At 61.5% G+C, this 26213-nt stretch carries 26 protein-coding genes; 7 read left to right on the plus strand and 19 right to left on the minus strand.

The genetic code is table 11. From position 1 onward, the window contains the following. Positions 1-102: 102 nt before the first annotated feature. The gene (locus F3J45_RS14535; protein WP_167063611.1) at positions 103-483 is read left to right on the plus strand and encodes a glutamine synthetase; all 381 of its coding nucleotides are present in this window, start codon (positions 103-105) and stop codon (positions 481-483) included. Between the two features lie 24 nt (positions 484-507). Next, positions 508-1395: a GTP cyclohydrolase FolE2 gene (folE2, locus tag F3J45_RS14540; protein ID WP_167063613.1), complete on the plus strand. Its 888-nt coding sequence runs from the start codon at positions 508-510 to the stop codon at positions 1393-1395. Positions 1396-1398: 3 nt separating this feature from the next. Here folE2 and F3J45_RS14545 read toward each other — a convergent pair whose 3' ends face one another. Next, the gene (locus F3J45_RS14545; RefSeq protein WP_167063616.1) at positions 1399-1926 is read right to left on the minus strand and encodes a DUF3617 domain-containing protein; all 528 of its coding nucleotides are present in this window, start codon (positions 1924-1926) and stop codon (positions 1399-1401) included. Between the two features lie 130 nt (positions 1927-2056). On the opposite strand from F3J45_RS14545, the gene cls reads away from it, so the two are divergent. After that, positions 2057-3496 carry a cardiolipin synthase gene (cls, locus tag F3J45_RS14550; protein ID WP_167063619.1) on the plus strand — a complete coding sequence of 480 codons (1440 nt, stop codon included), beginning with the start codon at positions 2057-2059 and terminating at the stop codon, positions 3494-3496. Between the two features lie 36 nt (positions 3497-3532). Here the strand turns inward: cls and cfaB are convergent, their stop codons facing one another. Then, entirely contained in the window at positions 3533-4717 is a 1185-nt protein-coding gene (gene cfaB / locus F3J45_RS14555) for a C17 cyclopropane fatty acid synthase CfaB (RefSeq protein WP_167063622.1), read from the minus strand. 208 nt (positions 4718-4925) lie between these two features. Here cfaB and lpdA point away from each other — a divergent pair, with 208 nt between their 5' ends. Both lpdA and F3J45_RS14565 read left to right on the plus strand, forming a co-directional pair. Continuing rightward, a complete protein-coding gene (gene lpdA / locus F3J45_RS14560) occupies positions 4926-6326 on the plus strand; it encodes a dihydrolipoyl dehydrogenase (RefSeq protein WP_167063625.1) in 1401 nt (466 codons plus the stop codon). A 73-nt stretch (positions 6327-6399) separates the two neighbouring features. After that, complete coding sequence (locus F3J45_RS14565) at positions 6400-7308, plus strand: LysR family transcriptional regulator (protein ID WP_167063628.1); 909 nt, start codon at positions 6400-6402, stop codon at positions 7306-7308. Here F3J45_RS14565 and F3J45_RS14570 read toward each other — a convergent pair. Together F3J45_RS14570 and F3J45_RS14575 are read right to left on the minus strand one after the other, a co-directional pair. Then, positions 7294-8067: a substrate-binding domain-containing protein gene (locus F3J45_RS14570; RefSeq protein ID WP_167063631.1), complete on the minus strand. Its 774-nt coding sequence runs from the start codon at positions 8065-8067 to the stop codon at positions 7294-7296. The genes F3J45_RS14565 and F3J45_RS14570 overlap by 15 nt on opposite strands. Then, positions 8064-9362: an MFS transporter gene (locus tag F3J45_RS14575; protein WP_167063634.1), complete on the minus strand. Its 1299-nt coding sequence runs from the start codon at positions 9360-9362 to the stop codon at positions 8064-8066. Before F3J45_RS14575 ends, F3J45_RS14570 begins: the two co-directional genes overlap by 4 nt. A 237-nt stretch (positions 9363-9599) precedes the next feature. Here F3J45_RS14575 and F3J45_RS14580 point away from each other — a divergent pair, with 237 nt between their 5' ends. Further along, positions 9600-11222, plus strand: a complete 1623-nt coding sequence (locus F3J45_RS14580; protein WP_167063637.1) for a tyrosinase family protein — start codon at positions 9600-9602, stop codon at positions 11220-11222. Between the two features lie 33 nt (positions 11223-11255). Here the strand turns inward: F3J45_RS14580 and F3J45_RS14585 are convergent, their stop codons facing one another. Then, positions 11256-11966, minus strand: coding sequence for a DUF2182 domain-containing protein (locus tag F3J45_RS14585; RefSeq protein WP_167063640.1), 711 nt, complete (start codon positions 11964-11966; stop codon positions 11256-11258). A gap of 363 nt (positions 11967-12329) precedes the next feature. Between F3J45_RS14585 and F3J45_RS14590 the strand changes: the two genes are divergently transcribed. Then, complete coding sequence (locus F3J45_RS14590) at positions 12330-12851, plus strand: DapH/DapD/GlmU-related protein (RefSeq protein WP_205300523.1); 522 nt, start codon at positions 12330-12332, stop codon at positions 12849-12851. A 53-nt stretch (positions 12852-12904) separates the two neighbouring features. Here F3J45_RS14590 and glmS read toward each other — a convergent pair whose 3' ends face one another. The 14 genes from glmS to F3J45_RS14660 form a co-directional block, all read right to left on the minus strand. Further along, positions 12905-14740, minus strand: a complete 1836-nt coding sequence (glmS, locus tag F3J45_RS14595) for a glutamine--fructose-6-phosphate transaminase (isomerizing) (RefSeq protein WP_167063643.1) — start codon at positions 14738-14740, stop codon at positions 12905-12907. Between the two features lie 2 nt (positions 14741-14742). Beyond that, positions 14743-15519, minus strand: coding sequence for a DeoR/GlpR family DNA-binding transcription regulator (locus tag F3J45_RS14600; protein WP_167063646.1), 777 nt, complete (start codon positions 15517-15519; stop codon positions 14743-14745). Between the two features lie 266 nt (positions 15520-15785). Further along, positions 15786-17153, minus strand: coding sequence for a bifunctional UDP-N-acetylglucosamine diphosphorylase/glucosamine-1-phosphate N-acetyltransferase GlmU (gene glmU / locus F3J45_RS14605; RefSeq protein WP_167063649.1), 1368 nt, complete (start codon positions 17151-17153; stop codon positions 15786-15788). Between the two features lie 121 nt (positions 17154-17274). Beyond that, positions 17275-17694 carry a F0F1 ATP synthase subunit epsilon gene (locus F3J45_RS14610; protein WP_167063652.1) on the minus strand — a complete coding sequence of 140 codons (420 nt, stop codon included), beginning with the start codon at positions 17692-17694 and terminating at the stop codon, positions 17275-17277. Between the two features lie 44 nt (positions 17695-17738). Beyond that, positions 17739-19115: a F0F1 ATP synthase subunit beta gene (gene atpD, locus F3J45_RS14615; RefSeq protein WP_027614801.1), complete on the minus strand. Its 1377-nt coding sequence runs from the start codon at positions 19113-19115 to the stop codon at positions 17739-17741. A 27-nt stretch (positions 19116-19142) separates the two neighbouring features. After that, positions 19143-20003, minus strand: coding sequence for a F0F1 ATP synthase subunit gamma (gene atpG, locus F3J45_RS14620; RefSeq protein ID WP_013974905.1), 861 nt, complete (start codon positions 20001-20003; stop codon positions 19143-19145). A 48-nt stretch (positions 20004-20051) separates the two neighbouring features. Then, a complete protein-coding gene (atpA, locus tag F3J45_RS14625) occupies positions 20052-21596 on the minus strand; it encodes a F0F1 ATP synthase subunit alpha (protein WP_085676550.1) in 1545 nt (514 codons plus the stop codon). Positions 21597-21617: 21 nt separating this feature from the next. Continuing rightward, positions 21618-22154, minus strand: coding sequence for a F0F1 ATP synthase subunit delta (locus tag F3J45_RS14630; RefSeq protein WP_003253191.1), 537 nt, complete (start codon positions 22152-22154; stop codon positions 21618-21620). Between the two features lie 12 nt (positions 22155-22166). Then, entirely contained in the window at positions 22167-22637 is a 471-nt protein-coding gene (locus F3J45_RS14635) for a F0F1 ATP synthase subunit B (RefSeq protein ID WP_027917106.1), read from the minus strand. A gap of 57 nt (positions 22638-22694) precedes the next feature. After that, positions 22695-22952, minus strand: coding sequence for a F0F1 ATP synthase subunit C (atpE, locus tag F3J45_RS14640; RefSeq protein ID WP_003097235.1), 258 nt, complete (start codon positions 22950-22952; stop codon positions 22695-22697). Between the two features lie 144 nt (positions 22953-23096). Further along, entirely contained in the window at positions 23097-23966 is an 870-nt protein-coding gene (gene atpB, locus F3J45_RS14645; protein ID WP_167063655.1) for a F0F1 ATP synthase subunit A, read from the minus strand. A gap of 16 nt (positions 23967-23982) precedes the next feature. Then, a complete protein-coding gene (locus F3J45_RS14650; RefSeq protein WP_043199916.1) occupies positions 23983-24390 on the minus strand; it encodes a F0F1 ATP synthase subunit I in 408 nt (135 codons plus the stop codon). A gap of 149 nt (positions 24391-24539) precedes the next feature. Beyond that, positions 24540-25412, minus strand: coding sequence for a ParB/RepB/Spo0J family partition protein (locus F3J45_RS14655; protein WP_167063658.1), 873 nt, complete (start codon positions 25410-25412; stop codon positions 24540-24542). A gap of 9 nt (positions 25413-25421) precedes the next feature. Then, positions 25422-26213, minus strand: a complete 792-nt coding sequence (locus F3J45_RS14660) for a ParA family protein (RefSeq protein ID WP_167063662.1) — start codon at positions 26211-26213, stop codon at positions 25422-25424.

Below are 26213 nucleotides of genomic sequence, written 5' to 3' on the forward strand. Positions count from 1 at the left end.
TCTTCAGGCGAGCGCATTCGAAACGATGCATTGCATAATGTTATAAAGTAACAATACAATTTCGCCAAGTCGTACTCGTCGGATGAGTACCCGGAGATTGAAATGAACCTGTTCCGCGCTGCCTTGTGTTTGACGCTCGTCGCGCCCGCATCCGTACTCGCCATGCCCCAGGCCAGCACGCTGGCGCTGTGCACGCGCAGTGCAACACTGCTGGCCTGCCAGGATCGCCATGGCAGCTACTACAGCGTGCGCACCGAAGGCAGCCATTTCTACTTGCGTGGTTTCGACAGTGCGACCCGCCGCCTGTGGGCGCAAACCAATAGCCGCTATGGCTCGCTGACCTTCTTCACCGGCCTGGCCAGCGATGGTGAAGCCTGGGTGGGATATAGCCGCCGCGTTGGCTGGACCACGCTGAACCGCGTATCCAGTTCCAGTGGCCAACGTTTCAACCTGCACTGCAGCCTGCTTGGCGGCTGCCGCTGACGCTTCCCTGACCTGGTATTTCTGATGACTAGCCTGCTGCTCCCCGACATCGCCGCCCAGCCCCAACAACACACCACGCCCCTGAACTGGGTTGGTATGTGCGGCATCGCCTTGCCTGTACAAATGGATGGGCGCAATGTAGCGGCCATGGCCGATGCCGGCGTCAGCCTGGTGGATGGCAGCGCGCGCGGCATTCACATGTCTCGCCTGTACCTGGCACTAGAGTCGCTGGAACATCAGCCACTGAGCCCAACGGCCATTCGCAACTTGCTGGCGACCTTTCTCGCCAGCCACGAAGGGCTTTCTTCGGCTGCGTACCTGCGCCTTTCCTTCCAGCACTTGCTGAAGCGACCTGCCCTGATTAGCCCACTGGCCGGCTGGAAAAGCTATGCGGTAACGGTAGATGCCAAGCTAGAAAATGAAATGTTCCACGTGGAACTATCGGTAAGCGTGCCCTATTCGTCGACTTGCCCATGCTCTGCTGCGCTGGCCCGGCAGTTGATTCAGCAGCAGTTCCTGGCAGATTTCACAACGCCTACGCTAGACCGTAGCCAAGTACTCGATTGGTTGGGCAGTAGCCAAGGCATCGTGGCAACGCCCCATAGCCAACGCAGCCAGGCAGCGGTGCAGGTGCGCTTGCGCTCGGATGAACAGGGGCTGCCAGTCACTGGCTTGATCGACACCATTGAGGCCAGCCTGGGCACTGCCGTGCAAACCGCTGTGAAACGTGCAGACGAACAAGCCTTCGCCTTGGCCAACGGGCAGAACCTGATGTTCTGTGAAGACGCCGCGCGACGCCTGCATCAGTCGCTGCGACAGCTTGAATGGGCCACGGCCTTCAACCTGCGCGTGGAACATGCAGAGAGCCTGCATGCCCACGATGCGGTCGCCAGCAGCCAGTGGCAGTGGTGAGGCTTAGGTTCGAGGTTTGACGGTGCCACAGTCGCTGCCCAGCCATACCGCGCGAGTGTTCATGCTGCCTTGCTGCTGAACACCGGAGGCATTGACCGTGCCGTTGACCTGGGTAGTGAACTCCTTGTCGCTGAGAAAGGTCGCTTGGCCGGTGCCTTGGGCTTTCGGGCAGCTGAACTGGAACTTCCAGACATTGCCCGTGCGGTCGGTAATTTTCTGCGTGCAACCCGACTTCGGGTCCTGCAGCGGGATGTCATTGGTTTTCACCTGCTCCGGCGTCAGGCATGAACGAACGCCATTGCCACCGATGGATACGCCCTGGTTGGCCAACGCGCCCTCCATCATCGCCCGCTGCTCGGGCGGCAGATTCTTCAATTGCCCTAGGATGAACTGCATGTCCGGCAGCGGCTTGCCGTCGACCTGCATGTTGCTGGTGGTCAGTTCCCACAACCCAGGTTGCAACATCTGCGCATGCACCAGCGGGCTGCCCAGGCCAAGGGCCAAAGCCAACAGTGGCAGACGAATCTTCATGAACGAACGCTCCTCGAAAAAACCGGCCACAGGCCGGGTTGTGCCTTAGACGCCAAATCCGCTTTCAGGTTGCAAGGCGGGCCTGGAACGTGTTCTGTTATCCGCTGTGTACTCGGCAAGCAGGATGCGTATGGATTACCACAGCCCCTACTTCTTCGGCTACGTGCTCGGCTTCATTCACTTGCTTGGCATCATCGCTGCGCTGCATGCGGTGTTCACCGTGCGCACCGCCCAGGGCGCAATCGCCTGGGCCATGTCGCTGTTTTTCATTCCGTACTTCACCCTGATTCCCTACCTGATCTTCGGCGCTCGCTCGTTCTACGCCTATATCCAGGCGCGTCGCCAGGCCAACCAGGAAATGCACGTGGCCATGGCCAACCTCAACTGGCGGCCCTGGGTGGAGGAAGCGCTGGCTGCGCGCCAATCACAAAGCTATGTGGCCCTGCGCGCCATGCCCAAGCTCAGCCGCATGCCCTGCCTGGCCAACAACCAAGTGAAGCTGCTGGTTAACGGCAAGGCCACCTTCGATGCGATTTTCGCCGCAATCGAGCAGGCGCGCGAAGCGGTGCTGGTGCAGTTTTTCATCATTCATGACGACACCCTAGGCAAGGCATTGCAGCAGTTGCTGCTGCGCAAAGCAGCCGAGGGTGTGAAGGTGTTCGTGCTGTATGACCGGGTTGGCAGCCATGCCTTGCCCGCCAGCTACAGCCAGGCGTTGCGCGACGGTGGCGTGCAGGTTCATGCCTTCGCCACTCGCCGCGGCTGGTTCAACCGCTTCCAGGTCAACTTCCGCAACCACCGCAAGATCGTCGTGGTCGACGGCCTGGTGGGCTTCATTGGTGGGCACAATGTGGGCGACGAATACCTTGGCCAGCGCCCGCCCCTGGCCCCCTGGCGCGATACCCATGTGCAGATTGGCGGCCCGGTACTGGCTTGCCTGCAGGAGTCGTTCGCCGAAGACTGGTACTGGGCCACACGCCAACTGCCGCCGCTGATTCTGCCGGACACCTATGCCGACGACGGGGTGCTCTGCCAAGCCTTGGCAAGCGGCCCGGCCGACCCACAGGAAACCTGCTCGCTGTTCTTCCTGGAAGCCATCCACTCAGCCAACCATCGCGTCTGGATCACCAGCCCGTACTTCATTCCCGATGAGGCCATCTTCGCGGCCCTGCGCCTGGCCGTATTGCGCGGGGTGGATGTGCGGGTGCTGATCCCGTCCCGCCCGGACCACAGGATCGTCTATGCGGCCTCCAGCCTGTTCGCCTTCGAGGCAGTGCGTGCGGGGGTGAGGATGTTCCGCTACCAGCCTGGGTTCCTGCACCAGAAAGTGGTGCTGGTGGATGACGAGGTCAGCGCCATCGGCAGTGCCAACCTGGACAACCGCTCGTTCCGCCTGAACTTCGAAATCACCCTGCTGACCGTCGACAAGCTGTTTGCCGACCAGGTCGAGGCCATGTTGCTGGAAGACTTCGAACAGGCCCGGGAGATCACGGCAGAAGACAGCCGCGACACCCATCGCATTCAACAACTGGGGATGCGCATTGCGCGCCTGATCTCCCCCATCCTGTAAATGAAGAAGGGGCCGCAAGTGCGGCCCCTTCTTTATTCAACGGTAGATATCTTCCCGTGTCCACGGCAAGTCATGGTGCCCATCGGCATAGGGTTTCACCGCCAGGATCTGGTGCAGGTTGATCCAGCCCTTCTGGAACGCATAGGCACAACCTGCCAGGTACAGGCGCCAGATGCGCAAGGTTTTTTCCGGCACCAGCGCCGCCGCCTTATGCAATTGGTTCTCCAGGTTCTCGCTCCAGTGGTGCAGGGTTTTGGCGTAGTGCAGGCGCAGGCTCTCCACGTCCACCACCTCCAGCCCGGCTTCACAGATGCTCGCGCTGATCATCGACAGGTGCGGCAGCTCCCCGTTGGGGAACACATAACGGTCGATGAAGTCCCCTGCCCCCCGCCCGACCGGGCGGCCGTCGGTGTGCTTGGCAGTGATGCCATGGTTCATCACCAAGCCCCCCTCACGCACGGCGCCAAACAACTTCTGGCAATACAACGGCAGGTTGGCATGGCCGACATGCTCGAACATGCCCACGCTGACCACCTTGTCGAAGCGGCCATCCTGGGGCAGGTCACGGTAATCGAGAATCTGCAGGTCGACCCGGTCGGCCAGCCCCTCTGCCTTGACCCGCTGGCGCCCAAGCTTCAACTGCTCCTTGCTCAGGGTGATACCGAACACCTTGGCGCCGTATTCGCGAGCGGCGAAACGGGACAAGCCGCCCCAGCCACAGCCCACGTCCAGCAGGTAGTCGTCGGCATCCAGGCGCAGCTTGCGGCACAGGTGGTCGAACTTGTCCTGCTGGGCCTGATCCAGGGTGTTGTCCGGCTCGCGGAAGTAGGCGCAGGAATAGGCCATGTCCTGGTCCAGCCACAGTTGGTAGAACGCATTGGAAACATCGTAGTGGTAGGAAATGGATTCGGCGTCGGTGCTTTTGTCGTGTGCCACGCGCAACGGCACGGCATCAACGTAGCCGGCCAGCAGCGCCTCGCTCAGCTCGTCGCACACGCGGATCGCTTCGCCAATGTCGCCTTCAAGCTCCAGCTTGCCCTCCACGAATGCGCTACCCAGCTGGTCCATGCTCGGGTGGGTCAGCTGGGTAATCAGCTGCGGGTCCTTGACCAGGATGGTGACCTGCGGGCTTGGGCCTAGATCGAACTGGTTGCCGTCCCACAGTTTGAACCGCAGCGGCAGGTGCAAGCTCTGCAGTGCCGGTGGAAGTTGTGCAAGCATGAACACCCCTCCTTTCCTTATATGACGACGACGCCTGATATTTCGAACGTCGCCGGAACAGAGTAGTTCATTCGTGGGATGTTTCCTCTAAACGCGACCAAGGTCTAGAACCAACTGATCTGAGCAGAACAACGGATTGTATACAATCAGGCCGTCTCAGCTTAACCTTGTGCCCCTCTCGCGCTTCTTCATCTGGAGTACAACACCCATGAAATCCTATGACGTGGTGATCATCGGCGGTGGCCCTGGCGGCTACAATGCGGCGATCCGCGCCGGTCAGCTGGGCCTGAGCGTCGCTTGTGTGGAAGGCCGTTCGACCCTGGGCGGCACATGCCTGAACGTCGGCTGCATGCCGTCCAAGGCCCTGCTGCACGCCTCCGAACTCTACGAAGCTGCCAGCGGCAGCGAGTTCGCCCACCTGGGCATCGAAGTCAAGCCAACCCTCAACCTCGCCCAGATGATGAAGCAGAAGGACGAGAGCGTAACCGGCCTGACCAAAGGCATCGAATACCTGTTCCGCAAGAACAAGGTCGACTGGATCAAAGGCTGGGGCCGCCTGGATGGCGTCGGCAAGGTCATCGTCAAAGCCGAGGACGGCAGTGAAACGCCGCTGCAGGCCAAGGACATCGTCATTGCCACCGGCTCCGAGCCCACCCCCCTGCCCGGTGTCACCATTGACAACCAGCGCATCATCGATTCCACCGGTGCCCTCGCCCTGCCCCAGGTGCCCAAGCACCTGGTGGTGATCGGTGCTGGCGTCATCGGCCTGGAGCTGGGGTCGGTGTGGCGCCGCCTGGGTGCCCAGGTCACGGTCATCGAGTACCTCGACCGGATCTGCCCCGGCACCGACGAGGAAACCGCCAAGACCCTGCAGAAGGCCCTGGCCAAGCAAGGCATGGCCTTCAAGCTCGGCAGCAAGGTGACCCAGGCCAGCCCATCGGCCGATGGCGTCAGCCTGACCCTCGAACCTGCAGCAGGCGGCGCCGCCGAAACCCTGCAGGCCGACTACGTGCTGGTTGCCATTGGCCGACGCCCTTATACCCAGGGCCTGAACCTGGAAAGCGTGGGCCTTGAAACCGACAAGCGCGGCATGCTCAGCAACCAGCAGCATCGCACGTCGGTGCCGGGCATCTGGGTCATCGGTGATGTCACCTCCGGCCCGATGCTGGCGCACAAGGCCGAAGACGAGGCAGTGGCATGCATCGAACGCATCGCCGGCAAGCCCCACGAGGTCAACTACAACCTGATCCCAGGGGTGATCTACACCCGCCCCGAACTGGCCACCGTCGGCAAGACCGAGGAACAGCTCAAGGCCGAAGGCCGAGCCTACAAGGTCGGCAAGTTCCCCTTCACCGCCAACAGCCGGGCCAAGATCAACCACGAAACCGAAGGCTTCGCCAAAGTCATCGCCGACGCCGATACCGACGAAGTGCTGGGCGTGCACCTGGTTGGCCCAAGCGTCAGCGAGATGATCGGTGAGTTCTGCGTGGCCATGGAGTTCGCCGCCTCGGCCGAAGACATCGCGCTGATCTGCCACCCGCACCCGACCCGCTCCGAGGCCCTGCGCCAGGCAGCCATGAACGTGCACGGGATGGCCATGCAGATCTGACCCTGCTGGCTCCGCCGGTTTTTTCGAAATACCATTGATGCATGCTTTCGATCAAACCAGCGGAGCCCACCGGGTGAGCATCAACTTCGACCTGAACGACCTGCAGGCTTTTCGCGCCGTTGTCGAGCAAGGCAACTTCCGCCGCGCTGCCGACACCATCCGCATCACCCAGTCGGCCCTGAGCCGGCGCATCGAAAAGCTCGAGTCGGCGCTGGGCGTGAAGCTGCTCGAACGCACCACGCGCAAGGTGTCGCTGACCAACGTGGGGCGCGCCTTCCTGCCCCAGGTGGAGCGCCTGCTCGATGACCTCGACCTGGCCTTGCTCAGCGTCGGCGACGGTGGCTCGCTGCGCACCGGCAACCTGACCATCGCCTGCGTACCCTCTGCCGCCTACTACTTCATGCCCCACGCGATTCGCGCCTTCCATGCGCAGTACCCAAAGGTGCGCATCAACCTGTACGACGCTTCCGCCAACGAAGTGAGCGCCGCCGTGGCATCCGGCGAGGCCGATTTTGGCCTGAGCTTCACCGGCAACCTTGCCCCGGAAATCGACTTCAGCGTGCTGCTGGAAGAGCGCTACGTGATCGCCTGCCGGCGGGACCATCCGCTGGCCGAGTATGAACAGGTGACCTGGGCGCAAGCCTACACGCACGACTACATCACCCTGGGCAAGTCCTCGGGCAACCGCCTGGTGCTGGACAGGGCCTTGAGTGGCATGAAGATAGAGAAGGAAAGCGTGTGCCAGGCCCGCCACGTCACCACGCTGCTGGGCCTGATCGAAGCGGGCTTGGGCATTGCCGCGGTGCCCTCGATCGCCTTGCCGATGACGCCGCACCCGATACTCGCCAGCATTGCCCTGGTCGAGCCGGAGGTCACGCGCAAGATGGGCCTGCTCAAGCGCCGCGGCCGCACGCTGACCCCAGCGGCACTTGAGATGGAACGGCTGATTCGCGAACTGCCCGGGGTGCTACCGGGCGACTGAATCCAGGCCAGTGGCGCGTACCGCAGGTTGTACGCCGGGCGAGGAAAGGTACTGCAGCAACTGCTTCGCTTCAGCCGGATGCTCGGCGTTTTTCGGCACACCGGCGGCGAAGCGGGTCACCGACTGCAAGCTTTCCGGAATCTTGCCAACGTAGGTCACGCCTGGCACTGGCAGCAGTTCGGCCACCTGCTGGAAGCCAAGCTGGTAGGTGCCCTGGGCAACCTGCGAGGCCACCGGGATACGCTCAATCATGGTGCTCTTGCCAACCAACTGGTCTTCGATACCCAGCTTTTTATACAGCTGCTTCTCGATGTACACGCCGCTGGCGCTGTCCGAGTAGGCTACCGACCGCGCCGCCAGCAGAGCTTGCTTGAGCTCGGCGGCGGTGCCGATCGCAGGCTTGGCCTGCCCTGCCTTCACCACCATGCCAATGCGCGAGTCCGCCAGCTCTACCCGCGAAGCCGGGTCGACCTTGCCTTGGCGGATCAGCTCATCCAGCGCGTAGCCGACCATGATCACCACATCAGCATGCTCACCGCGCGCCAGGCGATTGGGGATGGCCTCCGGAGCCTTGCCCATGGAAGGGCCGAGTACCGTCACCAGGGTGTCACCGCTTTGCGTGGCGTACTGGGGGCCGAGCTGCTTGTAGGCGGCAGTGAAGCCGCCGGAGGTCATTACCGTCAACTCCGCCGCCTGGGCAGCGAGGCTGCAGCTGGCAACCAGGGCGGCTGCCAGTACCGTTTTGAACGCGGCCTTCATACGGTCACCGGTACGCGATTAGCCAGGCGGCGGTAGAGCAACCAGGTCGCGACGAATGCGCACAGCGCGGCAACCATCAGCCAGTAGGCCGGTGCAGCCTTGTCGCCGGTTTCATGGATCATCCAGGTCGAGATGGCTGGGGTGAACCCGCCAAACAGCGCGGTGGCCAGGCTGTAGGCCAGCGAGAAGCCCGCCACCCGCACTTCCACCGGCATGATTTCAGTCAACGCCGGAATCATCGCACCGTTGTACATGCCATACAGGAACGAGAACCACAGCAGCACTTCAAGCATGTGGCCAAAGCTCGGCGACTGGGCCAGGTAGGTCAGTGCCGGGTAGGCGGTGATCAAGGTCATCAGCGACATGGCGAGCAACAGCGGCTTGCGCCCGAAACGGTCACTGAGGGTGCCGCCGATGGGCAGCCAGATGAAGTTCGACACCGCCACCAGCAAGGTCACCAGCAGCGCATCGCCTGTGCTCAGTTGCAGCACGGTCTTGCCGAAGGTCGGGGCGTATACGGTAATCATGTAGAACGCCGTGGTGGTCATGGCGACCATCAGCATGCCAAACAGCACAACCCCGGCGTTGGCCAACAACGTAGCCATTACCTGTTTCATGGTTGGGCGGTGCTCGCGAGCCGCGAACTCTTCGGTTTCTTGCAGGTTACGGCGCAGCAGGAAGATCACCGGGATAATCATGCAGCCCACAGCGAACGGCACGCGCCAGCCCCACTGGGAGATGTCGGCAGGCGACAGCCACTCGTTCAGGGCAAAGCCCAGCGCGGCGGCAACCACGATCGCCACCTGCTGGCTCGCAGACTGCCAGCTGGCGTAGAAACCCTTGTGCCCGGGTGTGGCCATCTCGGCCAGGTACACCGACACCCCGCCCAACTCGGCACCGGCCGAGAAGCCCTGCAGCAGGCGCCCGATCAGTACCAGTGCCGGCGCCAGCAAGCCGATGCTCGCGTAGCCGGGCACCAGCACGATCAGCAAGGTGCCGCTGGCCATGATCCCCAGGGTGACGATAAGCCCTTTGCGCCGGCCCACATCGTCAATGTACGCACCCAGGATCACCGCACCCAGCGGGCGCATGAGGAAGCCTGCGCCGAACACGGCGAAGGTCATCATCAACGAGGCGAATTCATTGGAGGCGGGGAAGAACGCCGCCGCAATGTGCGTGGCATAGAAGCCGAACAGGAAGAAGTCGAACTGTTCGAGGAAATTCCCGGACGTGACCCGGAAGACCATACTGGCCTTGGACTTGCCCTCGGAGGCCGAGCGTGACGGCAGACTCATGGTGGATCTCCAGCGTTTCTTAATAATTGTAAGTGCTTATTTCCGGAATGATGGGTGAAACGGGCGCTGGAGATAATCGTTCATTTTTCATTAATTGATGCGCAGGCGCGATCAATCAACAAGCGAAGCGACCGTTTGGCGTCTGGCCAGGCGCTTTGGCAAAGGCCGGATATGCTGTCGCATGGAGCAGTAAATACCCCCGAATAATGGGGGCCATCGGCAACAAGGAGGTTCACCATGTCATCCACCCCGCGTGTCCGCCGTTCACTCAGCGATATCCAGCACGACTACGATCAGGGCAACAAAACCGAGCTGGAAAACCTGGTTCGTGCCTGGAAAGGCATCAAGGAATTGCCCGCAAACGACCCCAACTCCTTCTTCACCCTCGGCGGCCTGCACGGTGAGCCATTCCGTGACCAGGGCAAGACCGACCCCAACTGGTGGGGCGGCTACTGCCAGCACGGCACGGTGCTGTTCCCCAGCTGGCACCGCGCCTACCTGTGGCGCCTGGAAGAGGCCCTGCGCAGCATCCCCGGGTGCCAGGACGTCACCCTGCCGTTCTGGGATGAATGCAGCGACGAGTCACGGGAAAAAGGCCTGCCCTCGGCACTGACCCAGGAGTTCTTCGTGCTCGATGGCAAGCGGATCGAGAACCCCCTGCGCTCGTTCGTGTTCCCCAAGGCCATCGTCGACGAGGTGAAGGGCACGCCGATCATCTACAGCAAGCCCGAAGGCTACGAAACGGTGCGCTACCCGTTGTCCGGCCTGGTGGGCACCGAAGCCGACCGCATCGCCACCAAGCTGCACAACAGCCGGTTCCCCAACCACGTGCAGAACGTGAAGTACCTGAACGACAACATCAGCACCTGGCTCAGCGGCAAGATCAAGATCGGCGGCAAATGGCGCGGTGAAGTGTTCAGCCGCTTCGAAAGCTGCCTGGATGCGCCCACCTACACCCTGTTCTCCAACACCACCTCCACCGCCGCCAGCAATGCCAGCGCCCCCGCTGGCACCCACTACGTGTCACTGGAGGAGCCGCACAACTTCATGCACCTGGCCGTGGGCGGTTTCGACTACCCAGGCCAAGGCGACAGCTCGGCGATCCCTGGGGCCAATGGCGACATGGGCGAGAACGAAACCGCTGGCCTGGACCCGATCTTCTTCTTCCACCACTGCTTCATCGACTACGTGTTCTGGACCTGGCAACGCCGGCAAGGCGCTACCGATGAGTTCAGCATCGACGCCAAGGACCCCGGCGCCAGCTACTACAAGCCTGATGGCGTGCAACCGCCCGCGGGCGCAGCAGGCCTGGACCCGAACGCCATCCTCGGCCTGCAAACCACCCTCGACCCCTTCGTCAAGGCTGATGGCAAACCGTTCACCACGGCCGATTGCATCAACATCGAGAAGCAGCTCGGCTACGTCTACGGCAAGGGCTCGCTGGACGCCTACGCCCAACGCACCAAGCAGGCACTGTTCATGGCCGGTGCGGTGCAGCCTGAAGGCAAGACGCTGCGGGTCAGCCGCATCAACCGGGGCAAGATCCGTGGCTCGTTCCTGATCAGCGCCTATGCCACGGTCGACGGCAAGCGCGAGTACCTGGGCACCCGGCCGATCCTCAGCCGTTGGCACGTCGAAGGTTGCATGAACTGCCAGACTCACCTGGAAGCCACCGCCACCTTCAAGCTGCCGCTGAACGCCAACAACACGGCAATCGATGAAAGCGGCATCGAGGTGGAGGTGCAGACCCGCGACACGGTGCTCAAGCGCCCCAGCGGCGCGGGCCTGCTGGCCAGCGGTAATGCCGCGGCCGCCACTGCCGCGCCAACCGAGGTGCCGTTCAAGCTGGAAACCTTCTGACCCAGCGCCAGCGCGGCGGCTTTGCCGCCGCGCTCAGGCGTGCAGGTGCTGGCTGCGCTCGTGGGCAATGATGACGGCACCGGCCAGCATCAAGGGCACGTGCACCGCTGGCAGGCAAAACGCGATCAACATCAACGGCCAGCAGGTGGCGCAGCACCACAGCCCGTGCATCACGCCCAGCCCGCCTGCCTGAGCCGGCCCCAGCAGGCTCGAGCGTTTCGCGCCAGGTTGCAGATGGCAGTGGTCAAGGCTTCGGGCACGCAAGGCGCTGAACTGCCACACCCCTCCCGCCAGCAGCGCCAACAACCCGGCCGCCAGTTCCGACCCGCTGAATGACACCAGCAACAGGGCCACCATCAGCAGCAGCGCACAGCCCAGCAGCCACACCCAGAAGTAGCCGAGCAAGAACGCCACGGTTGCCGGCCCGCGGCCCTGCGCCCACAGGCCGAGCAAAGGCCGGTACAGCGCCGGTGACATCATCGCGATCAACATCAGGCCCACCGCGGCAATGAAGCCGCCAAGGTCCATGCTCGCGTAGTACAGCCGCAGCAACGCCCAGCCTTCGGCCAGCAGCGATGCCGAGGCGGTGATGCAGAACGATTGAAGATCACCGTGCAGGTTGTCCTGCAGTGCCATGAAGGCAATGGCAAGGGCGCTGGCCCCCCACAGTGCGCACTTGAGCGGGTCGTTGCCGATGTCGCGCAGCCACGCATGAAAGAGCCTGGAGCGATGAGTGCTGGCCATGAACCGACCTCCCTGTCATCGACTGTCACGGCACTGCCTGCGCCGCGCACCTGACTATAGGGCAGGTTCATCCAATGCGCCGCTGCGCTCCGTCGGCTGGGTTCAGCGGTACTGATAACGCCCGCCGCCAGGGCAGCGGTGGGGCACCGGTAGGAGCGAGCGTAGCTCGCGATGGGGCGCGCAGCGGCCCCAGGGCCTCAGCTTCGCGGCTAAATAACGCCGGGGCTGCTTTGCAGCCCATCGCGAGCTGCGCTCGCTCCTACACCACAGTGCAAGGTTGTGTCGGAATTGCCCTCTTCAGCCAAGCGAAGTGCTACCGATAACCTTTGTTCACACTCACAGTTTCAGGCCCGGAACCTTCGCGTGCTGCTATTCATCGCCAAGCTCAAACGTACCCTCACCCCTCGCCAGTACATTCGCCTGCTCGACACACACGACCTGGGCAAGAAGGTGTCCAACCGCCTGATGGCCAAGGTGGGCATCAGTACCGAAGGCAAGGTGGTCATTCGTCCGCCGTTCTACTTCGAACAGGGCAATCTGGAGCTGGGCGAAGGCGCCTTCATCAACAGCGGCTGCGTGTTCCTGGACGAGGCACCCATTCGCATCGGCCGCTACGCCATGCTTGGCCCGCAGGTGCGCTTGTGCACCACCAGCCACGATGTTCACCCAGAGCGGCGCAAGAGCAACGATTTCACTGCACCGATCACGGTAAGCGACAACGCCTGGATCGGCGCCGGGTGTGTGGTGCTGCCGGGTGTGAGTATCGGGCGCAATAGCGTGGTTGCCGCCAACAGCGTGGTGACCGAGGATGTTCCGCCCAATGCGCTGTACGCGGGCTCGCCGGCACGTTTCAAGAAGTGGCTGGTGGTGCCGGAGCAGGTGTGAGGGAAGACCGTGGCCCCCGTAGGAGGCCACGGTCACGCAGGCAAGGCCTGTGCTTACTCCACCGTCACCGACTTCGCCAGGTTGCGCGGCTGGTCGACGTCGGTGCCCTTGAGCACCGCCACGTAGTACGACAGCAATTGCAGCGGGATGGTGTAGAGAATCGGCGCTAGCTCATCGGCAATGTGCGGCACCTTGATCACGTGAGTGCCTTCGCCGTTGCTCATGCCGGCCTGCTCGTCGGCAAACACCACCAGCTCACCGCCACGGGCACGCACTTCCTGCAGGTTGGACTTGAGCTTTTCCAGCAGTTCGTTGTTCGGCGCCACGGTCACCACCGGCATGTCGCTGTCCACCAGGGCCAGCGGGCCGTGCTTGAGCTCACCGGCCGGGTAGGCCTCGGCGTGGATGTAGGAGATTTCCTTGAGCTTGAGCGCACCTTCCATGGCCACCGGGTACTGCGCGCCACGGCCGAGGAACAGGGTGTGGTGCTTGTCGGCGAACAGCTCGGCGATCTTCTCCACGGTGCTGTCCATCGCCAGCGCTTCGCCCAGGCGGGTTGGCAGGCGGCGCAGCTCTTCCACCAACGAGGCTTCCACGCCCGCTTCCAGGCTGCCGCGCACCTGGCCCAGGGCCAGGGTCAGCAACATCAGCGAAACCAACTGGGTGGTGAAGGCCTTGGTCGAGGCCACGCCGATTTCCGGGCCGGCCAGGGTCAGCAGGGTCAGGTCGGACTCGCGTACCAGCGAGCTGATGCCCACGTTGCAGATAGCCAGGCTGCCGAGGAAGCCCAGCTCCTTGGCGTTGCGCAGGGCCGCCAGGGTGTCGGCGGTTTCGCCAGACTGGGAAATCGAGACGAACAGGGTGTCAGGCTGCACCACAACCTTGCGGTAGCGGAATTCGCTGGCCACTTCCACCTGGCACGGGATGCCGGCCAGGCTTTCCAGCCAGTAACGGGCAACCATGCCGGCGTGGTAGCTGGTGCCGCAGGCGACGATCTGCACGTTGCGGACCTTGGCGAACAGCTCGGCAGCTTGCGGGCCGAAGGCCTGGACCAGCACGTGGTCCTTGCCCAGGCGGCCTTCCAGGGTGCGCTGAACCACGGTTGGCTGCTCGTGGATTTCCTTGAGCATGAAGTGGCGATAGGCGCCCTTGTCGGCGGCTTCCGCGCCCTCGTGGTACTGCACGGCTTCACGCTGCACCGGCTGGCCGGCCTGGTTCCAGATCTGTACCTGGTCACGGCGGATTTCAGCGATGTCGCCCTCCTCCAGGTACATGAAGCGGTCGGTTACCTGGCGCAGGGCCAGCTGGTCGGAGGCCAGGAAGTTCTCGCCATGGCCCAGGCCGATCACCAGTGGGCTGCCGCTGCGGGCCGCGACCAGGCGGTCCGGTTGCTTGGCGCTGATCAGTGCCAGGCCATAGGCACCGTGCAGGCGCTTGACCGCGACCTTCAGCGCATCGGCCAGGTCGGCAACGGTCTTGAGGGTGTGGTGGATCAGGTGAACGATGACTTCGGTGTCGGTCTGCGACGCGAACACGTAACCCAGGCCCTTCAACTCCTCACGCAGTTCTTCGTGGTTCTCGATGATGCCGTTGTGCACCACGGCCACTTCGTTGGCGGAGAAATGCGGGTGGGCGTTACCTTCGGTGGGGGCACCGTGGGTGGCCCAGCGGGTGTGGGCGATGCCCAGCTGGCCGTTCAGCGGCTCGGCGGCAACGGCGGCTTCCAGCTCGGCGACCTTGCCGATGCGGCGGCGGCGTTGCAGCTCGCCCTGCTGGGTGTAGACGGCCAGGCCGGCACTGTCGTACCCGCGGTATTCAAGACGCTTGAGTCCTTCGATGAGAATGGCTGTGATGTTGCGCTCGGCTACGGCACCAACGATTCCACACATGGTTATTGCTCCTGGCTGATCGCGGCGCAGATCAGGTTGATGCCGCGGGCTTGAATCTGTTCGCGTGCCGCTTCGGGCAGGCGCTCGTCTGTAATAAGGGTGTGCACGCTGCCCCAGGGCAGCTCAAGGTTGGGGATCTTGCGCCCCACCTTGTCGGACTCGACCATCACGATCACTTCCCTGGCCACCTCGGCCATGACTCGGCTCAGGCCCAGCAGTTCATTGAAGGTGGTGGTGCCACGGCCCAGGTCGATGCCATCGGCGCCGATGAACAGTTGGTCGAAATCGTAAGAGCGTAGTACCTGCTCGGCGACCTGGCCCTGGAACGACTCGGAGTGCGGGTCCCAGGTGCCGCCGGTCATCAGCAGCACAGGTTCGTGTTCCAGTTCACTGATGGCGCGGGCCACATTCAACGAGTTGGTCATCACCACCAGGCCTGGCTGGCGCCCCAGCTCGGGGATCATGGCCGCCGTGGTGCTGCCGCTGTCGATGATGATCCGCGCATGCTCGCGGATGCGGGCCACGGCGGCGCGGGCGATGGCCTTCTTGTAGGCGGACACAGGCTGCACGGTTTCACCCAGCATTTCCTGCGGCACCGGCACCGCGCCACCATAGCGGCGCAGCAGCAGCCCATTGGCCTCAAGTGCTGCGAGGTCCTTGCGGATGGTCACTTCCGAGGTTTCGAAACGCTTGGCCAAGGCGTCGACACTGACTTCACCTTGCTCGCTGAGCAGGGCGAGGATGTTGTGGCGGCGTTGGGGGGTATTTCGTTTCGACATGAGCGTTTAAGTTTCGATTCGAAAGATAATGATTGCAATCAAAACCTAAGATGGGCGTTTCGTCAAGCTGTGGATAAAATTTCCAAGCAGAAAGTCCCGCCTCTGTAGGAGCGGGCTTGCCCCGCGAAGCAGGCACTGCGGTGCATGGCACCGGCTCTGCCGGTGTTCGCGGGGCAAGCCCGCTCCTACAAGGGGATTTGTACAGACCATAAAAAAGCCGGCTTATTCACATAAGCCGGCTTTTGATTGAATCAGCTGTGTATAACTCAGCTTTTCTTGATCTTCTCCGGGCGCTTCCAGCCCGAGATGTTGCGCTGGCGCGCACGGGCCACCGCCAGATCACCGGCTTCAACCGCCTGGGTGATGGTCGAACCGGCAGCGGTGGTGGCGCCGGCCTTGATTTCCACAGGCGCGACCAACGAGTTGTTCGAGCCGATGAACACGTCCTCGCCCATCACGGTCTTGAATTTGTTGGCGCCGTCATAGTTGCAGGTGATGGTGCCAGCGCCAATATTGGTGCGCGCACCGATTTCGGCATCGCCCAGGTAGGTCAGGTGGCCGGCCTTGGCACCTTCGCCCAGGTGCGCGTTCTTCAGCTCCACGAAGTTACCCACATGGGCCTTGGCCTCCAGCACGCTGCCCGGGCGCAGGCGGGCGAACGGGCCGGCATCGCTGCCCTCGCCCATCACCGCACCTTCCAGGTGGCTGTTGGCCTTGATCACCACACCCTTGCGCAAGGTGCTGTTCTTGATCACGCAGTTCGGGCCGATCTGCACGTCGTCCTCGATCACCACCTTACCTTCGAGGATCACGTTGATGTCGATCAGCACATCACGACCCACGGTCACCTCGCCACGCACATCGAAGCGCGCTGGATCACGCAGGGTCACGCCCTGGGCCATCAGCCGGCGCCCTTCGCGCAGCTGGTAGTGGCGCTCCAGCTCGGACAACTGGCGACGGTCGTTGGCGCCCTGCACTTCCATCGGGTCGTGGGGCTGCTCGGTGGCGACCACCAGGCCATCGGCCACGGCCATGGCGATCACGTCGGTCAAGTAGTACTCGCCCTGGGCGTTGTTGTTGGACAAACGGCCCATCCAGTCAGCAAGGCGCGCGGCGGGCAAGGCGAGGATGCCGGTATTGCCTTCCTTGATTGCCTTCTGCGCGTCACTGGCGTCCTTGTGTTCGACGATGGCGGTTACCTGGCCAGCACCATCGCGCACGATACGGCCATAGCCGGTCGGGTCCTGCAGGGTCACGGTGAGCAAGCCCAGCTGCTGGTCGCTGACCTTGGCCAGCAGGCGCTGCAGCGTTTCCACTTCGATCAGCGGCACATCCCCGTACAGCACCAGCACCGTGTCGGCGGTAATGGCCGGCAGTGCCTGGGCCACCGCGTGGCCGGTGCCCAGCTGCTGCTGCTGCATGACGAAGTTCAGGTCGTCTGCCGCCAGGCGCTCACGCACCAGTTCCGCACCGTGGCCGATGACCACGTGGATGCCTTGCGGCTGCAACTGGCGGGCACTGTGGATAACATGGCCGAGCATGGAGTTGCCGGCCACCGGGTGCAGCACCTTGGGCAGCGCGGAGCGCATGCGGGTGCCTTGGCCTGCGGCGAGAATGACGATATCGAGGGACATTGACTGGCTACCGATCCTGGGCGGTCAGGGATGACCGAAGCGGGGAATTCTGAAAAAGAAAAAGGGTAGCCGAGGCTACCCTTTAACTCAATCGCAATGCAGGTTACCGGCCCAGGGCTGGTTACTTGCCTTTGCGCAATTGCTGGACAGTACGCAGCTGAGCAGCAGCCTCGGCCAGACGTGCGGCAGCAGCGCCGTAGTCGAAGTCCGAGCCTTTAGTGTTCAACGCGTTCTCGGCAGCCTTGAGGGCGGCCTGAGCTTGAGCTTCGTCCAGGTCGGCAGCACGCTGCACGGTGTCGGCAAGAACCTTGACCATGTTTGGCTGCACTTCGAGGAAGCCACCAGAGATGTAGTACACCTCTTGAGTGCCACCCTGCTTGGTCAGCGTGATCGGACCAGGCTTGAGATTGGTGATCAGCGGCGCGTGGCCTGGAGCGATACCCAGATCGCCCAGGTTGCCGTGCGCTACTACCATCTCGACCAGGCCGGAGAAGATTTCTCCTTCCGCGCTGACGATATCGCAATGGACTGTCATAGCCATCTGCTTGCCTCAACCTGATTAGCGCCCCTTTCGGGGCGCCGGGATTACAGTTTCTTGGCTTTCTCGATCGCTTCGTCGATGCTGCCGACCATGTAGAACGCTTGTTCTGGCAGGTGGTCGTAGTCACCTTTGAGGATGCCGCTGAAGCCAGCGATGGTGTCTTTCAGGGAAACGTACTTGCCTGGCGAACCGGTGAAGACTTCGGCCACGAAGAACGGCTGCGACAGGAAGCGCTGGATCTTACGAGCGCGGGCTACCAGTTGCTTGTCGGTTTCCGACAGTTCGTCCATACCCAGGATCGCGATGATGTCCTTCAGCTCTTTGTAGCGCTGCAGAACATACTGAACGCCACGAGCAGTCTCGTAGTGTTCGTTGCCGATCACGTTCGGGTCCAGCTGGCGCGAAGTCGAGTCCAGTGGGTCGACCGCTGGGTAGATACCCAGGGAGGCGATGTCACGGGACAGAACGACGGTGGCGTCCAAGTGGGCGAAGGTGGTCGCAGGCGACGGGTCGGTCAGGTCGTCCGCAGGTACGTATACGGCCTGAACGGAGGTGATCGAACCTTCTTTGGTCGAAGTGATACGCTCTTGCAGAACGCCCATCTCTTCAGCCAGGGTCGGCTGGTAACCTACTGCCGAAGGCATACGGCCCAGCAGTGCGGATACTTCGGTACCGGCCAGGGTGTAACGATAGATGTTGTCGACGAACAGCAGAACGTCGTTACCTTCGTCACGGAACTTCTCAGCCATGGTCAGGCCGGTCAGCGCTACGCGCAGACGGTTTCCTGGTGGCTCGTTCATCTGACCGTAGACCAGCGCTACTTTGTCGAGAACGTTGGAGTCCTTCATCTCGTGGTAGAAGTCGTTACCCTCACGAGTACGCTCACCCACACCAGCGAACACGGAGTAACCGCTGTGTTCCATGGCGATGTTACGGATCAGTTCCATCATGTTTACGGTCTTGCCGACGCCGGCACCACCGAACAGACCAACTTTACCACCCTTGGCGAACGGGCAAACCAGGTCGATAACCTTGATGCCGGTTTCCAGCAGGTCGTTGCCGCCTGCCTGGTCAGCGAACGAAGGCGCTGGCTGGTGGATACCGCGACGCTCTTCTTCGCCGATCGGGCCGGCTTCGTCGATTGGGTTGCCCAGTACGTCCATGATACGGCCGAGGGTGGCCTTACCAACTGGAACGGAAATGGCAGCGCCGGAGTCAACGACTTCCAGACCGCGCTTCAGGCCTTCGGTCGAGCCCATCGCAATGGTACGAACCACGCCGTCGCCCAGCTGCTGCTGAACTTCCAGGGTGGTTTCCGCGCCTTGTACTTTCAGCGCGTTGTAAACACTCGGCACGACGTCACGTGGGAATTCCACGTCGATGACGGCGCCGATGATTTGAACGATACGTCCGCTACTCATAGCTGGATCCTCTGAATTTTTGAACCGTTAAACCGCGGCAGCGCCGCCGACGATTTCCGAGATCTCCTGGGTGATCGCAGCCTGACGCGCCTTGTTGTAGATCAACTGAAGCTCTTTGATCAAATCACCGGCGTTGTCTGTGGCGTTCTTCATGGCGATCATCCGGGCCGCTTGTTCAGCAGCGTTGTTCTCGACCACCGCCTGGTACACCTGCGACTCCACGTAACGCACCATCAAGCCGTCCAGCAGCTCTTTTGCGTCGGGTTCGTACAGGTAATCCCAGTGGTGCTTGAGATCCTGATCCGGGGTTGCCACCAACGGTACCAATTGCTCGACCGTTGGCTTTTGGGTCATGGTGTTGATGAACTTGTTCGAAACCACCGAGAGGCGATCGATACGGCCGTCCAGGTAGGCGTCCAGCATCACTTTGACGGAGCCGATCAGATCGTTGATCGATGGCTCTTCGCCCAGGTGGCTGATCGCGGCTACGACGTTGCCGCCAAAGATGCGGAAGAAAGTCGCACCCTTGCTGCCGATCACGCACAGGTCGATTTCAACGCCCTGTTCGCGGTTTTCGTTCATGTCCTTGACCAGGGCCTTGAACAGGTTGGTGTTCAAGCCACCGCACAGACCACGGTCACTGCTCACCACGATATAACCGGCGCGCTTTACAGGGCGCTCGATCATGAACGGGTGGCGGTATTCCGGGTTGGCGTTGGCCAGATGACCGATCACCTGGCGGATACGCTCCGCGTAAGGACGGCTAGCAGCCATGCGCATTTGTGCCTTGCGCATCTTGCTGACCGCCACTTTCTCCATGGCGCTGGTAATTTTTTGCGTGCTTTTGATGCTCGCAATCTTACTGCGAATCTCTTTTGCGCCTGCCATGTATCACCTATCAGGTTAGCAAGCGGGGGCCGAAACCCCCGCTGCGGCTTACCAGGTCTGGGTGGCCTTGAACTTCTCGATACCGGCTTTCATGCCAGCGTCGATTTCGTCGTTGAAGTCACCCTTCACGTTGATCTTCGCCATCAGTTCGGCGTGATCACGGTTGAAGTAGGCGATCAGTGCTTGCTCGAAGCTACCGACCTTGGAGACTTCCACGTCAGTCAGGAAACCACGCTCAGCGGCGTACAGCGACAGGGCCATGTCCGCGATGGACATTGGCGCGTACTGCTTCTGCTTCATCAGCTCGGTTACGCGCTGACCATGCTCCAGCTGTTTGCGGGTCGCTTCGTCCAGATCGGAAGCGAACTGGGCGAATGCTGCCAGTTCACGGTACTGAGCCAGAGCGGTACGAATACCACCGGACAGCTTCTTGATGATCTTGGTTTGAGCGGCACCACCTACGCGGGATACCGAAACACCGGCGTTCACTGCAGGGCGGATGCCCGAGTTGAACATGGCCGATTCCAGGAAGATCTGACCGTCGGTGATGGAAATCACGTTGGTCGGAACGAACGCGGAAACGTCGCCAGCCTGGGTTTCGATGATCGGCAGGGCGGTCAGGGAACCGGTCTTGCCAGTGACTGCGCCGTTGGTGAACTTCTCGACGTACTCTTCCGAAACGCGCGATGCACGCTCCAGCAGACGGGAGTGGAGATAGAACACGTCGCCTGGGTACGCTTCACGTCCTGGTGGACGGCGCAGCAGCAGGGAGATCTGACGGTAGGCAACGGCCTGCTTGGACAGGTCATCGTAAACGATCAGGGCGTCTTCACCGCGGTCACGGAAGAACTCGCCCATGGTGCAGCCGGCGTATGGCGCCAGGAACTGCAGTGCGGCGGATTCCGAAGCACTGGCAACGACCACGATGGTGTTGGCCAGGGCGCCGGCTTCTTCCAGCTTGCGAACGATGTTGGCAACGGTAGAACGCTTCTGGCCGACAGCAACATAAACGCAGAAAATACCGGAGTCTTTCTGGTTGATGATGGCGTCGATGGCCATGGCGGTCTTGCCGATCTGACGGTCACCGATGATCAGCTCGCGCTGGCCACGGCCGACAGGGATCATGGCGTCGACGGACTTGTAGCCAGTCTGTACAGGCTGGTCTACCGACTTACGCCAGATCACGCCTGGGGCTACTTTCTCGACCGCGTCGGTCTGGGTGTTGCCCAGAGGACCTTTGCCGTCGATCGGGTTGCCCAGTGCGTCAACGACGCGGCCCAGCAGTTCCTTACCAACTGGAACTTCCAGGATGCGGCCGGTGCACTTGGCGCTCATGCCTTCGGCGAGGGTGTCATAGGCACCCAGGATCACTGCACCTACGGAGTCTTGCTCCAGGTTCAGGGCCATGCCGAATACGCTGCCAGGGAACTCGATCATTTCGCCGTACATGACGTCGGCCAGACCGTGGATCCGCACGATACCGTCGGATACCGAAACAACGGTACCTTCGTTACGGGCTTGGGAGCTCACATCGAGGTTGTCGATGCGGCCCTTGATGATTTCACTAATTTCGGAAGGATTGAGTTGCTGCATTGCTCTGCTGCCCCTTCAAACTCAAGATTTCAATGCTTCGGCCAGTTTCGCGATTTTGCCGCGAACAGAGCCATCGATTACCAGGTCACCAGCGCGGATGACGACGCCGCCAATCAGGCTGGCATCCTCCGACGCGTGCAGGCGCACTTCCTGGCCTAGCCGTGCACTGAGAACCTTGGCGAGTTTGTCTTGCTGTTCTTGGTTCAACGCGAAGGCACTGGTGACTTCCACGTCCACGGATTTCTCTTGCTCGGCCTTGTACAGGTCGAACAGGGCGGCAATCTCCGGCAACAGCAGGAGACGGTCGTTTTCCGCGGCAACATGAATGAAATTCTGTGCCTGTGCATTGAACTTGTCACCGCACACGTCAATGAACGTGGCGGCCTTTTCTGCGCTCGTCAGTCGCGGGGCCTTGAGCAGGCGCTGCATGGTGTCGTCTTGCGACACCGCAGCAGCCAGGCCGAGCATGGCTGACCAATTGGCCAGTTGCTGATGGGCCTGGGCATGCTCAAAGGCAGCCTTAGCGTAAGGTCGGGCCAACGTGGTCAGTTCTGCCATGATCGCCCTCGCTTAAATTTCAGCGGCCAGTTTGTTAACCAGCTCCGCATGCGCGTTTTGATCGATTGTGGCGCCAAGGATCTTTTCAGCACCACCAACGGCCAGGGCACCCACTTGGGCACGCAGGGCGTCTTTAGCGCTGTTCAGTTCCTGTTCGATCTCGGCCAGAGCCTGAGCCTTCACACGGTCAGCTTCGACGCGGGCCTGATCACGGGCTTCCTCGACAAGCTGAGCAGCGCGTTTCTTGCTTTGCTCAATGATTTCGGCTGCCTGTGCTTTAGCTTCACGCAGTTGCTGACCCACTTTCTCTTGGGCCAGCTCCAGGTCGCGAGCTGCGCGGTTGGCAGCGTCCAAGCCGTCGGCAATCTTCTTTTGACGCTCTTGCAGAGCAGTGATGACCGGAGGCCATACGTACTTCATGCAGAAGAGTACAAAAATCAGGAAGGCAACGGATTGGCCAATCAGGGTTGCATTAATGTTCACGCCAACACCTCGCTCGGTCTTAATTCATCACAGCCATCAACTCGTGGAGACGAGTGATTAGCCGGCGATCTGACCAACGAACGGATTCGCGAAGGTGAAGAACAGAGCGATACCAACACCGATCATGGTTACGGCGTCGAGCAGACCGGCAACGATGAACATTTTGACCTGCAGCATTGGAACCATTTCTGGTTGACGCGCAGCGCCTTCCAGGAATTTGCCGCCCAGCAGGCCGAAACCAATGGCGGTACCCAGAGCACCCAGGCCGATCAGCAGAGCAACAGCGATAGCGGTCAGACCAACTACAGTTTCCATCTTTCCTCCCGACTTTTACGTCGTATTGGTTAGGTTTTTAGTTTGAAGCGGTAAAACAAATCGTTTGGTACAGCTTGCCCTTGCGGACTTTTAAAGCCCTCCCCCCAAACGAGCGGGGAAGGCTACAAGACACGCCAGGCGGTCTTAATGGTTATCTTCATGGGCCATCGACAGGTAGACGATGGTCAGCATCATGAAGATGAAAGCTTGCAGGGTGATGATCAGGATGTGGAACACAGCCCACGCCCATTGCAGCACCACGCCCAGGCCGCTCAGCCAGAGCAGGCCGGAGCCGAACATCACGGCGATCAGGATGAACACCAGCTCGCCGGCGTACATGTTGCCGAACAGACGCAGTGCCAGCGAGATCGGCTTGGCGATCAGGGTGACGAATTCCAGCAGGAAGTTGACCGGAATCAGCAGGATCTGCACGAAGATGTTCTTGCTGCCGAACGGGTGCAGGGTCAGCTCACCGATGAAGCCGCCCAGGCCCTTGACCTTGATGCTGTAGAAGATGATCAGGGCGAACACGCAGAAGGCCATGGCCAGGGTCGCGTTCGGGTCGGTGGTCGACACGGCGCGGAACGGAATGTGCGGATCACCGGAGATCAGGATGGCCAGCTGAGGAATCCAGTCGACCGGTACCAGGTCGACGGCGTTCATCAGGAATACCCAGACGAAAATGGTCAGCGCCAGCGGAGCGATCACTGGGCTACGGCCGTGGAAGGAGTCCTTCACGCTGCCGTGGACGAAGTCGACCATCACTTCCACGAAGTTCTGCAAGCCGCCAGGCTGGCCGGAAGTCGCCTTCTTGGCCGCCATGCGGAAGATGAACAGGAAGATCAGACCCAGCGCAACGGACCAACCCAGGGTGTCCACGTGGAACGCCCAGAAGCCCATTGCCTTGGCTTCTGCAGCAGAATGGGCAAAGCCCCAGCTGCCGTCTGGTAATTGACCATAGGTCAGGTTCTGCAAGTGGTGCTGGATATAACCCGAAGCGGTTTCTTCTGCCATGGTTGCCTCAAACGCCCTAAGGTCTCGAAAGTCTTTTATTCATCAGCAGGGGCGCGAACCAGCTGACCCAAAGGGTCAACACGAAGACGCCGAATACTGCCAACGGCGCCAGTGGCTTCACTCCTGCGAAGGTCAGTGCAAAAAGCACTGCCGTCAAAATCATCTTGCCTGCCTCGCCAGCGTAAAACGACTTGACGATGGCTTGTGCCGCCCGAGCCCCGCTGAAGCGAAAAGCCTTCCAGGCGAAATACACATTGGGCAGCCAGGCAATCAAACCTCCGCAAAGGCCTGAATATCCACTGACCGCCCCTTTCCACTGCCACAACACCAAGGTTGCCAGCAGCAGTACGACGAATTGAGCCAGCAGTACCGGAAAAACCGCCCAGCGATGGAAAGGCAGGCGGTTTGGCGTGCGGATTTCCATCACAACTGCTCCTCGGAAGTCGACCAACAAGTCAGTAATGACTTGGCATAATTTGTGCCGACAAAATGCGCGCAGAGTATAGGGGTGGATTAACCCCTATTCAACTCTTCGGTAGTGATTTCCGACTGCGCGCTACAACGGGAATTGTTTCAGCGGATGTGAGCAAGCACGCCTTGCAACTCGTCAAGGGAGTTGTAACGAATAACCAACTGGCCCTTGCCCTTGTTGCCATGGCGGATCTGCACGGCAGAGCCCAGGCGCTCTGCAAGCCGTTGTTCAAGGCGTGCGATGTCCGGATCAGGTTTGCTCGGTTCGACCGGCTCAGGTTTGCCGCTGAGCCATTGCCGCACCAGTGCCTCGGTTTGGCGCACGGTCAGGCCACGTGCGACAACATGACGCGCCCCTTCTTCCTGGCGATCTTCCTCAAGGCCGAGCAAGGCACGGGCGTGGCCCATCTCCAGGTCGCCGTGGGCGAGCATGGTCTTGATCGCCTCGGGCAGGGAAATCAGGCGCAGCAGGTTGGCCACGGTCACCCGCGACTTGCCCACGGCATCGGCCACCTGCTGCTGGGTCAGCTCGAATTCCTGTTGCAGGCGCTGCAGGGCCAGGGCTTCTTCCAGCGGGTTGAGGTCTTCGCGCTGGATGTTCTCGATCAGCGCCATGGCAATGGCGGCTTCGTCCGGCACTTCACGCACCATCGCCGGGATGGTGTCGAGGCCGGCCTGCTGCGTGGCGCGCCAGCGACGTTCACCGGCAATGATCTCGAAGCGGTTGCCTTCGATCGGGCGCACCACGATCGGCTGCATCACCCCATGGGTGCGAATCGAGTGCGCCAGTTCTTCCAGTGCCTCGGGGTCCATGTCGCGGCGCGGCTGGTACTTGCCGCGCTGGATCAGTTCGACGGGCAGGTGTTGCAGTTCTTTCTGGTCGATCGTCACAGCCTGCTCTTCGAGCGCGCTGACGGAAGGACCACTGAGCAGTGCATCCAACCCACGTCCGAGACCCCGTTTCTTAACGGCCATGCGGATTCCTTAAGTTGTTTGTGCAGTGCGTGATTGACGGCGTTGGCGGCGTACCAGTTCCCCGGCCAGGGCCAGGTAGGCCAGTGCGCCACGCGATTGCTTGTCGTAGGCCAGCGCCGGCATGCCGAAACTCGGTGCCTCGGCCAGGCGGATGTTGCGCGGAATGACCGTGTCGTACAGCTGCTCGCCGAAGTGCTCCTTGAGCTGCGCCGAAACATCGTTGTTCAGGCTCAGGCGCGGGTCGTACATGGTCCGCAGCAGGCCTTCGATCTTCAGTTCCGGGTTCAGCCGGGCAGCGATGCGCTTGATGTTATCCACAAGGTCGCTCAGGCCTTCCAGTGCGTAGTACTCGCACTGCATCGGGATGATCACGCCATCGGAGGCAACCAGCGCGTTGAGCGTCAGCATCGACAGCGACGGTGGGCAGTCGATGAGGATGTAGTCGTAGTTCTCGCGGATTGGCGCCAGCGCGTTGCGCAGGCGGCTCTCCTTGACCTGCATTTCCAGCAGCACCACTTCCGCGGCGGTCAGGTCGCGGTTGGCCGGCAACAGCTGGAAGCCACCGTGCTCGGAGTAGTGCATGGCCTGGGCAAGGTCGCATTCCCCGATCAGCAGGTCGTAGACCGAATGCTCGAGTTCGTGTTTGTCCACACCGCTGCCCATGGTGGCGTTGCCCTGCGGATCGAGGTCGATCAGCAGCACACGACGCTTGGTCGCGGCCAGCGATGCTGCGAGGTTGATACAGGTGGTGGTCTTGCCGACACCACCTTTCTGGTTCGCGATTGCGAATACCTTAGCCAT

It is taken from the genome of Pantoea sp. Ap-967 (assembly GCF_011752565.1).
Lineage (GTDB): Bacteria > Pseudomonadota > Gammaproteobacteria > Pseudomonadales > Pseudomonadaceae > Aquipseudomonas.

Bases quoted from the DNA above. Each gene is read 5' to 3' on its own strand.
- F3J45_RS14535 (WP_167063611.1), top strand. From the start codon at position 103: ATGAACCTGTTCCGCGCTGCCTTGTGTTTGACGCTCGTCGCGCCCGCA.
- folE2 (WP_167063613.1), top strand. From the start codon at position 508: ATGACTAGCCTGCTGCTCCCCGACATCGCCGCCCAGCCCCAACAACAC.
- F3J45_RS14545 (WP_167063616.1), bottom strand. From the start codon at position 1,926: ATGAAGATTCGTCTGCCACTGTTGGCTTTGGCCCTTGGCCTGGGCAGC.
- cls (WP_167063619.1), top strand. From the start codon at position 2,057: ATGGATTACCACAGCCCCTACTTCTTCGGCTACGTGCTCGGCTTCATT.
- cfaB (WP_167063622.1), bottom strand. From the start codon at position 4,717: ATGCTTGCACAACTTCCACCGGCACTGCAGAGCTTGCACCTGCCGCTG.
- lpdA (WP_167063625.1), top strand. From the start codon at position 4,926: ATGAAATCCTATGACGTGGTGATCATCGGCGGTGGCCCTGGCGGCTAC.
- F3J45_RS14570 (WP_167063631.1), bottom strand. From the start codon at position 8,067: ATGAAGGCCGCGTTCAAAACGGTACTGGCAGCCGCCCTGGTTGCCAGC.
- F3J45_RS14575 (WP_167063634.1), bottom strand. From the start codon at position 9,362: ATGAGTCTGCCGTCACGCTCGGCCTCCGAGGGCAAGTCCAAGGCCAGT.
- F3J45_RS14580 (WP_167063637.1), top strand. From the start codon at position 9,600: ATGTCATCCACCCCGCGTGTCCGCCGTTCACTCAGCGATATCCAGCAC.
- F3J45_RS14585 (WP_167063640.1), bottom strand. From the start codon at position 11,966: ATGGCCAGCACTCATCGCTCCAGGCTCTTTCATGCGTGGCTGCGCGAC.
- glmS (WP_167063643.1), bottom strand. From the start codon at position 14,740: ATGTGTGGAATCGTTGGTGCCGTAGCCGAGCGCAACATCACAGCCATT.
- F3J45_RS14600 (WP_167063646.1), bottom strand. From the start codon at position 15,519: ATGTCGAAACGAAATACCCCCCAACGCCGCCACAACATCCTCGCCCTG.
- glmU (WP_167063649.1), bottom strand. From the start codon at position 17,153: ATGTCCCTCGATATCGTCATTCTCGCCGCAGGCCAAGGCACCCGCATG.
- F3J45_RS14610 (WP_167063652.1), bottom strand. From the start codon at position 17,694: ATGGCTATGACAGTCCATTGCGATATCGTCAGCGCGGAAGGAGAAATC.
- atpD (WP_027614801.1), bottom strand. From the start codon at position 19,115: ATGAGTAGCGGACGTATCGTTCAAATCATCGGCGCCGTCATCGACGTG.
- atpG (WP_013974905.1), bottom strand. From the start codon at position 20,003: ATGGCAGGCGCAAAAGAGATTCGCAGTAAGATTGCGAGCATCAAAAGC.
- atpA (WP_085676550.1), bottom strand. From the start codon at position 21,596: ATGCAGCAACTCAATCCTTCCGAAATTAGTGAAATCATCAAGGGCCGC.
- F3J45_RS14630 (WP_003253191.1), bottom strand. From the start codon at position 22,154: ATGGCAGAACTGACCACGTTGGCCCGACCTTACGCTAAGGCTGCCTTT.
- atpE (WP_003097235.1), bottom strand. From the start codon at position 22,952: ATGGAAACTGTAGTTGGTCTGACCGCTATCGCTGTTGCTCTGCTGATC.
- atpB (WP_167063655.1), bottom strand. From the start codon at position 23,966: ATGGCAGAAGAAACCGCTTCGGGTTATATCCAGCACCACTTGCAGAAC.
- F3J45_RS14650 (WP_043199916.1), bottom strand. From the start codon at position 24,390: ATGGAAATCCGCACGCCAAACCGCCTGCCTTTCCATCGCTGGGCGGTT.
- F3J45_RS14655 (WP_167063658.1), bottom strand. From the start codon at position 25,412: ATGGCCGTTAAGAAACGGGGTCTCGGACGTGGGTTGGATGCACTGCTC.
- F3J45_RS14660 (WP_167063662.1), bottom strand. From the start codon at position 26,213: ATGGCTAAGGTATTCGCAATCGCGAACCAGAAAGGTGGTGTCGGCAAG.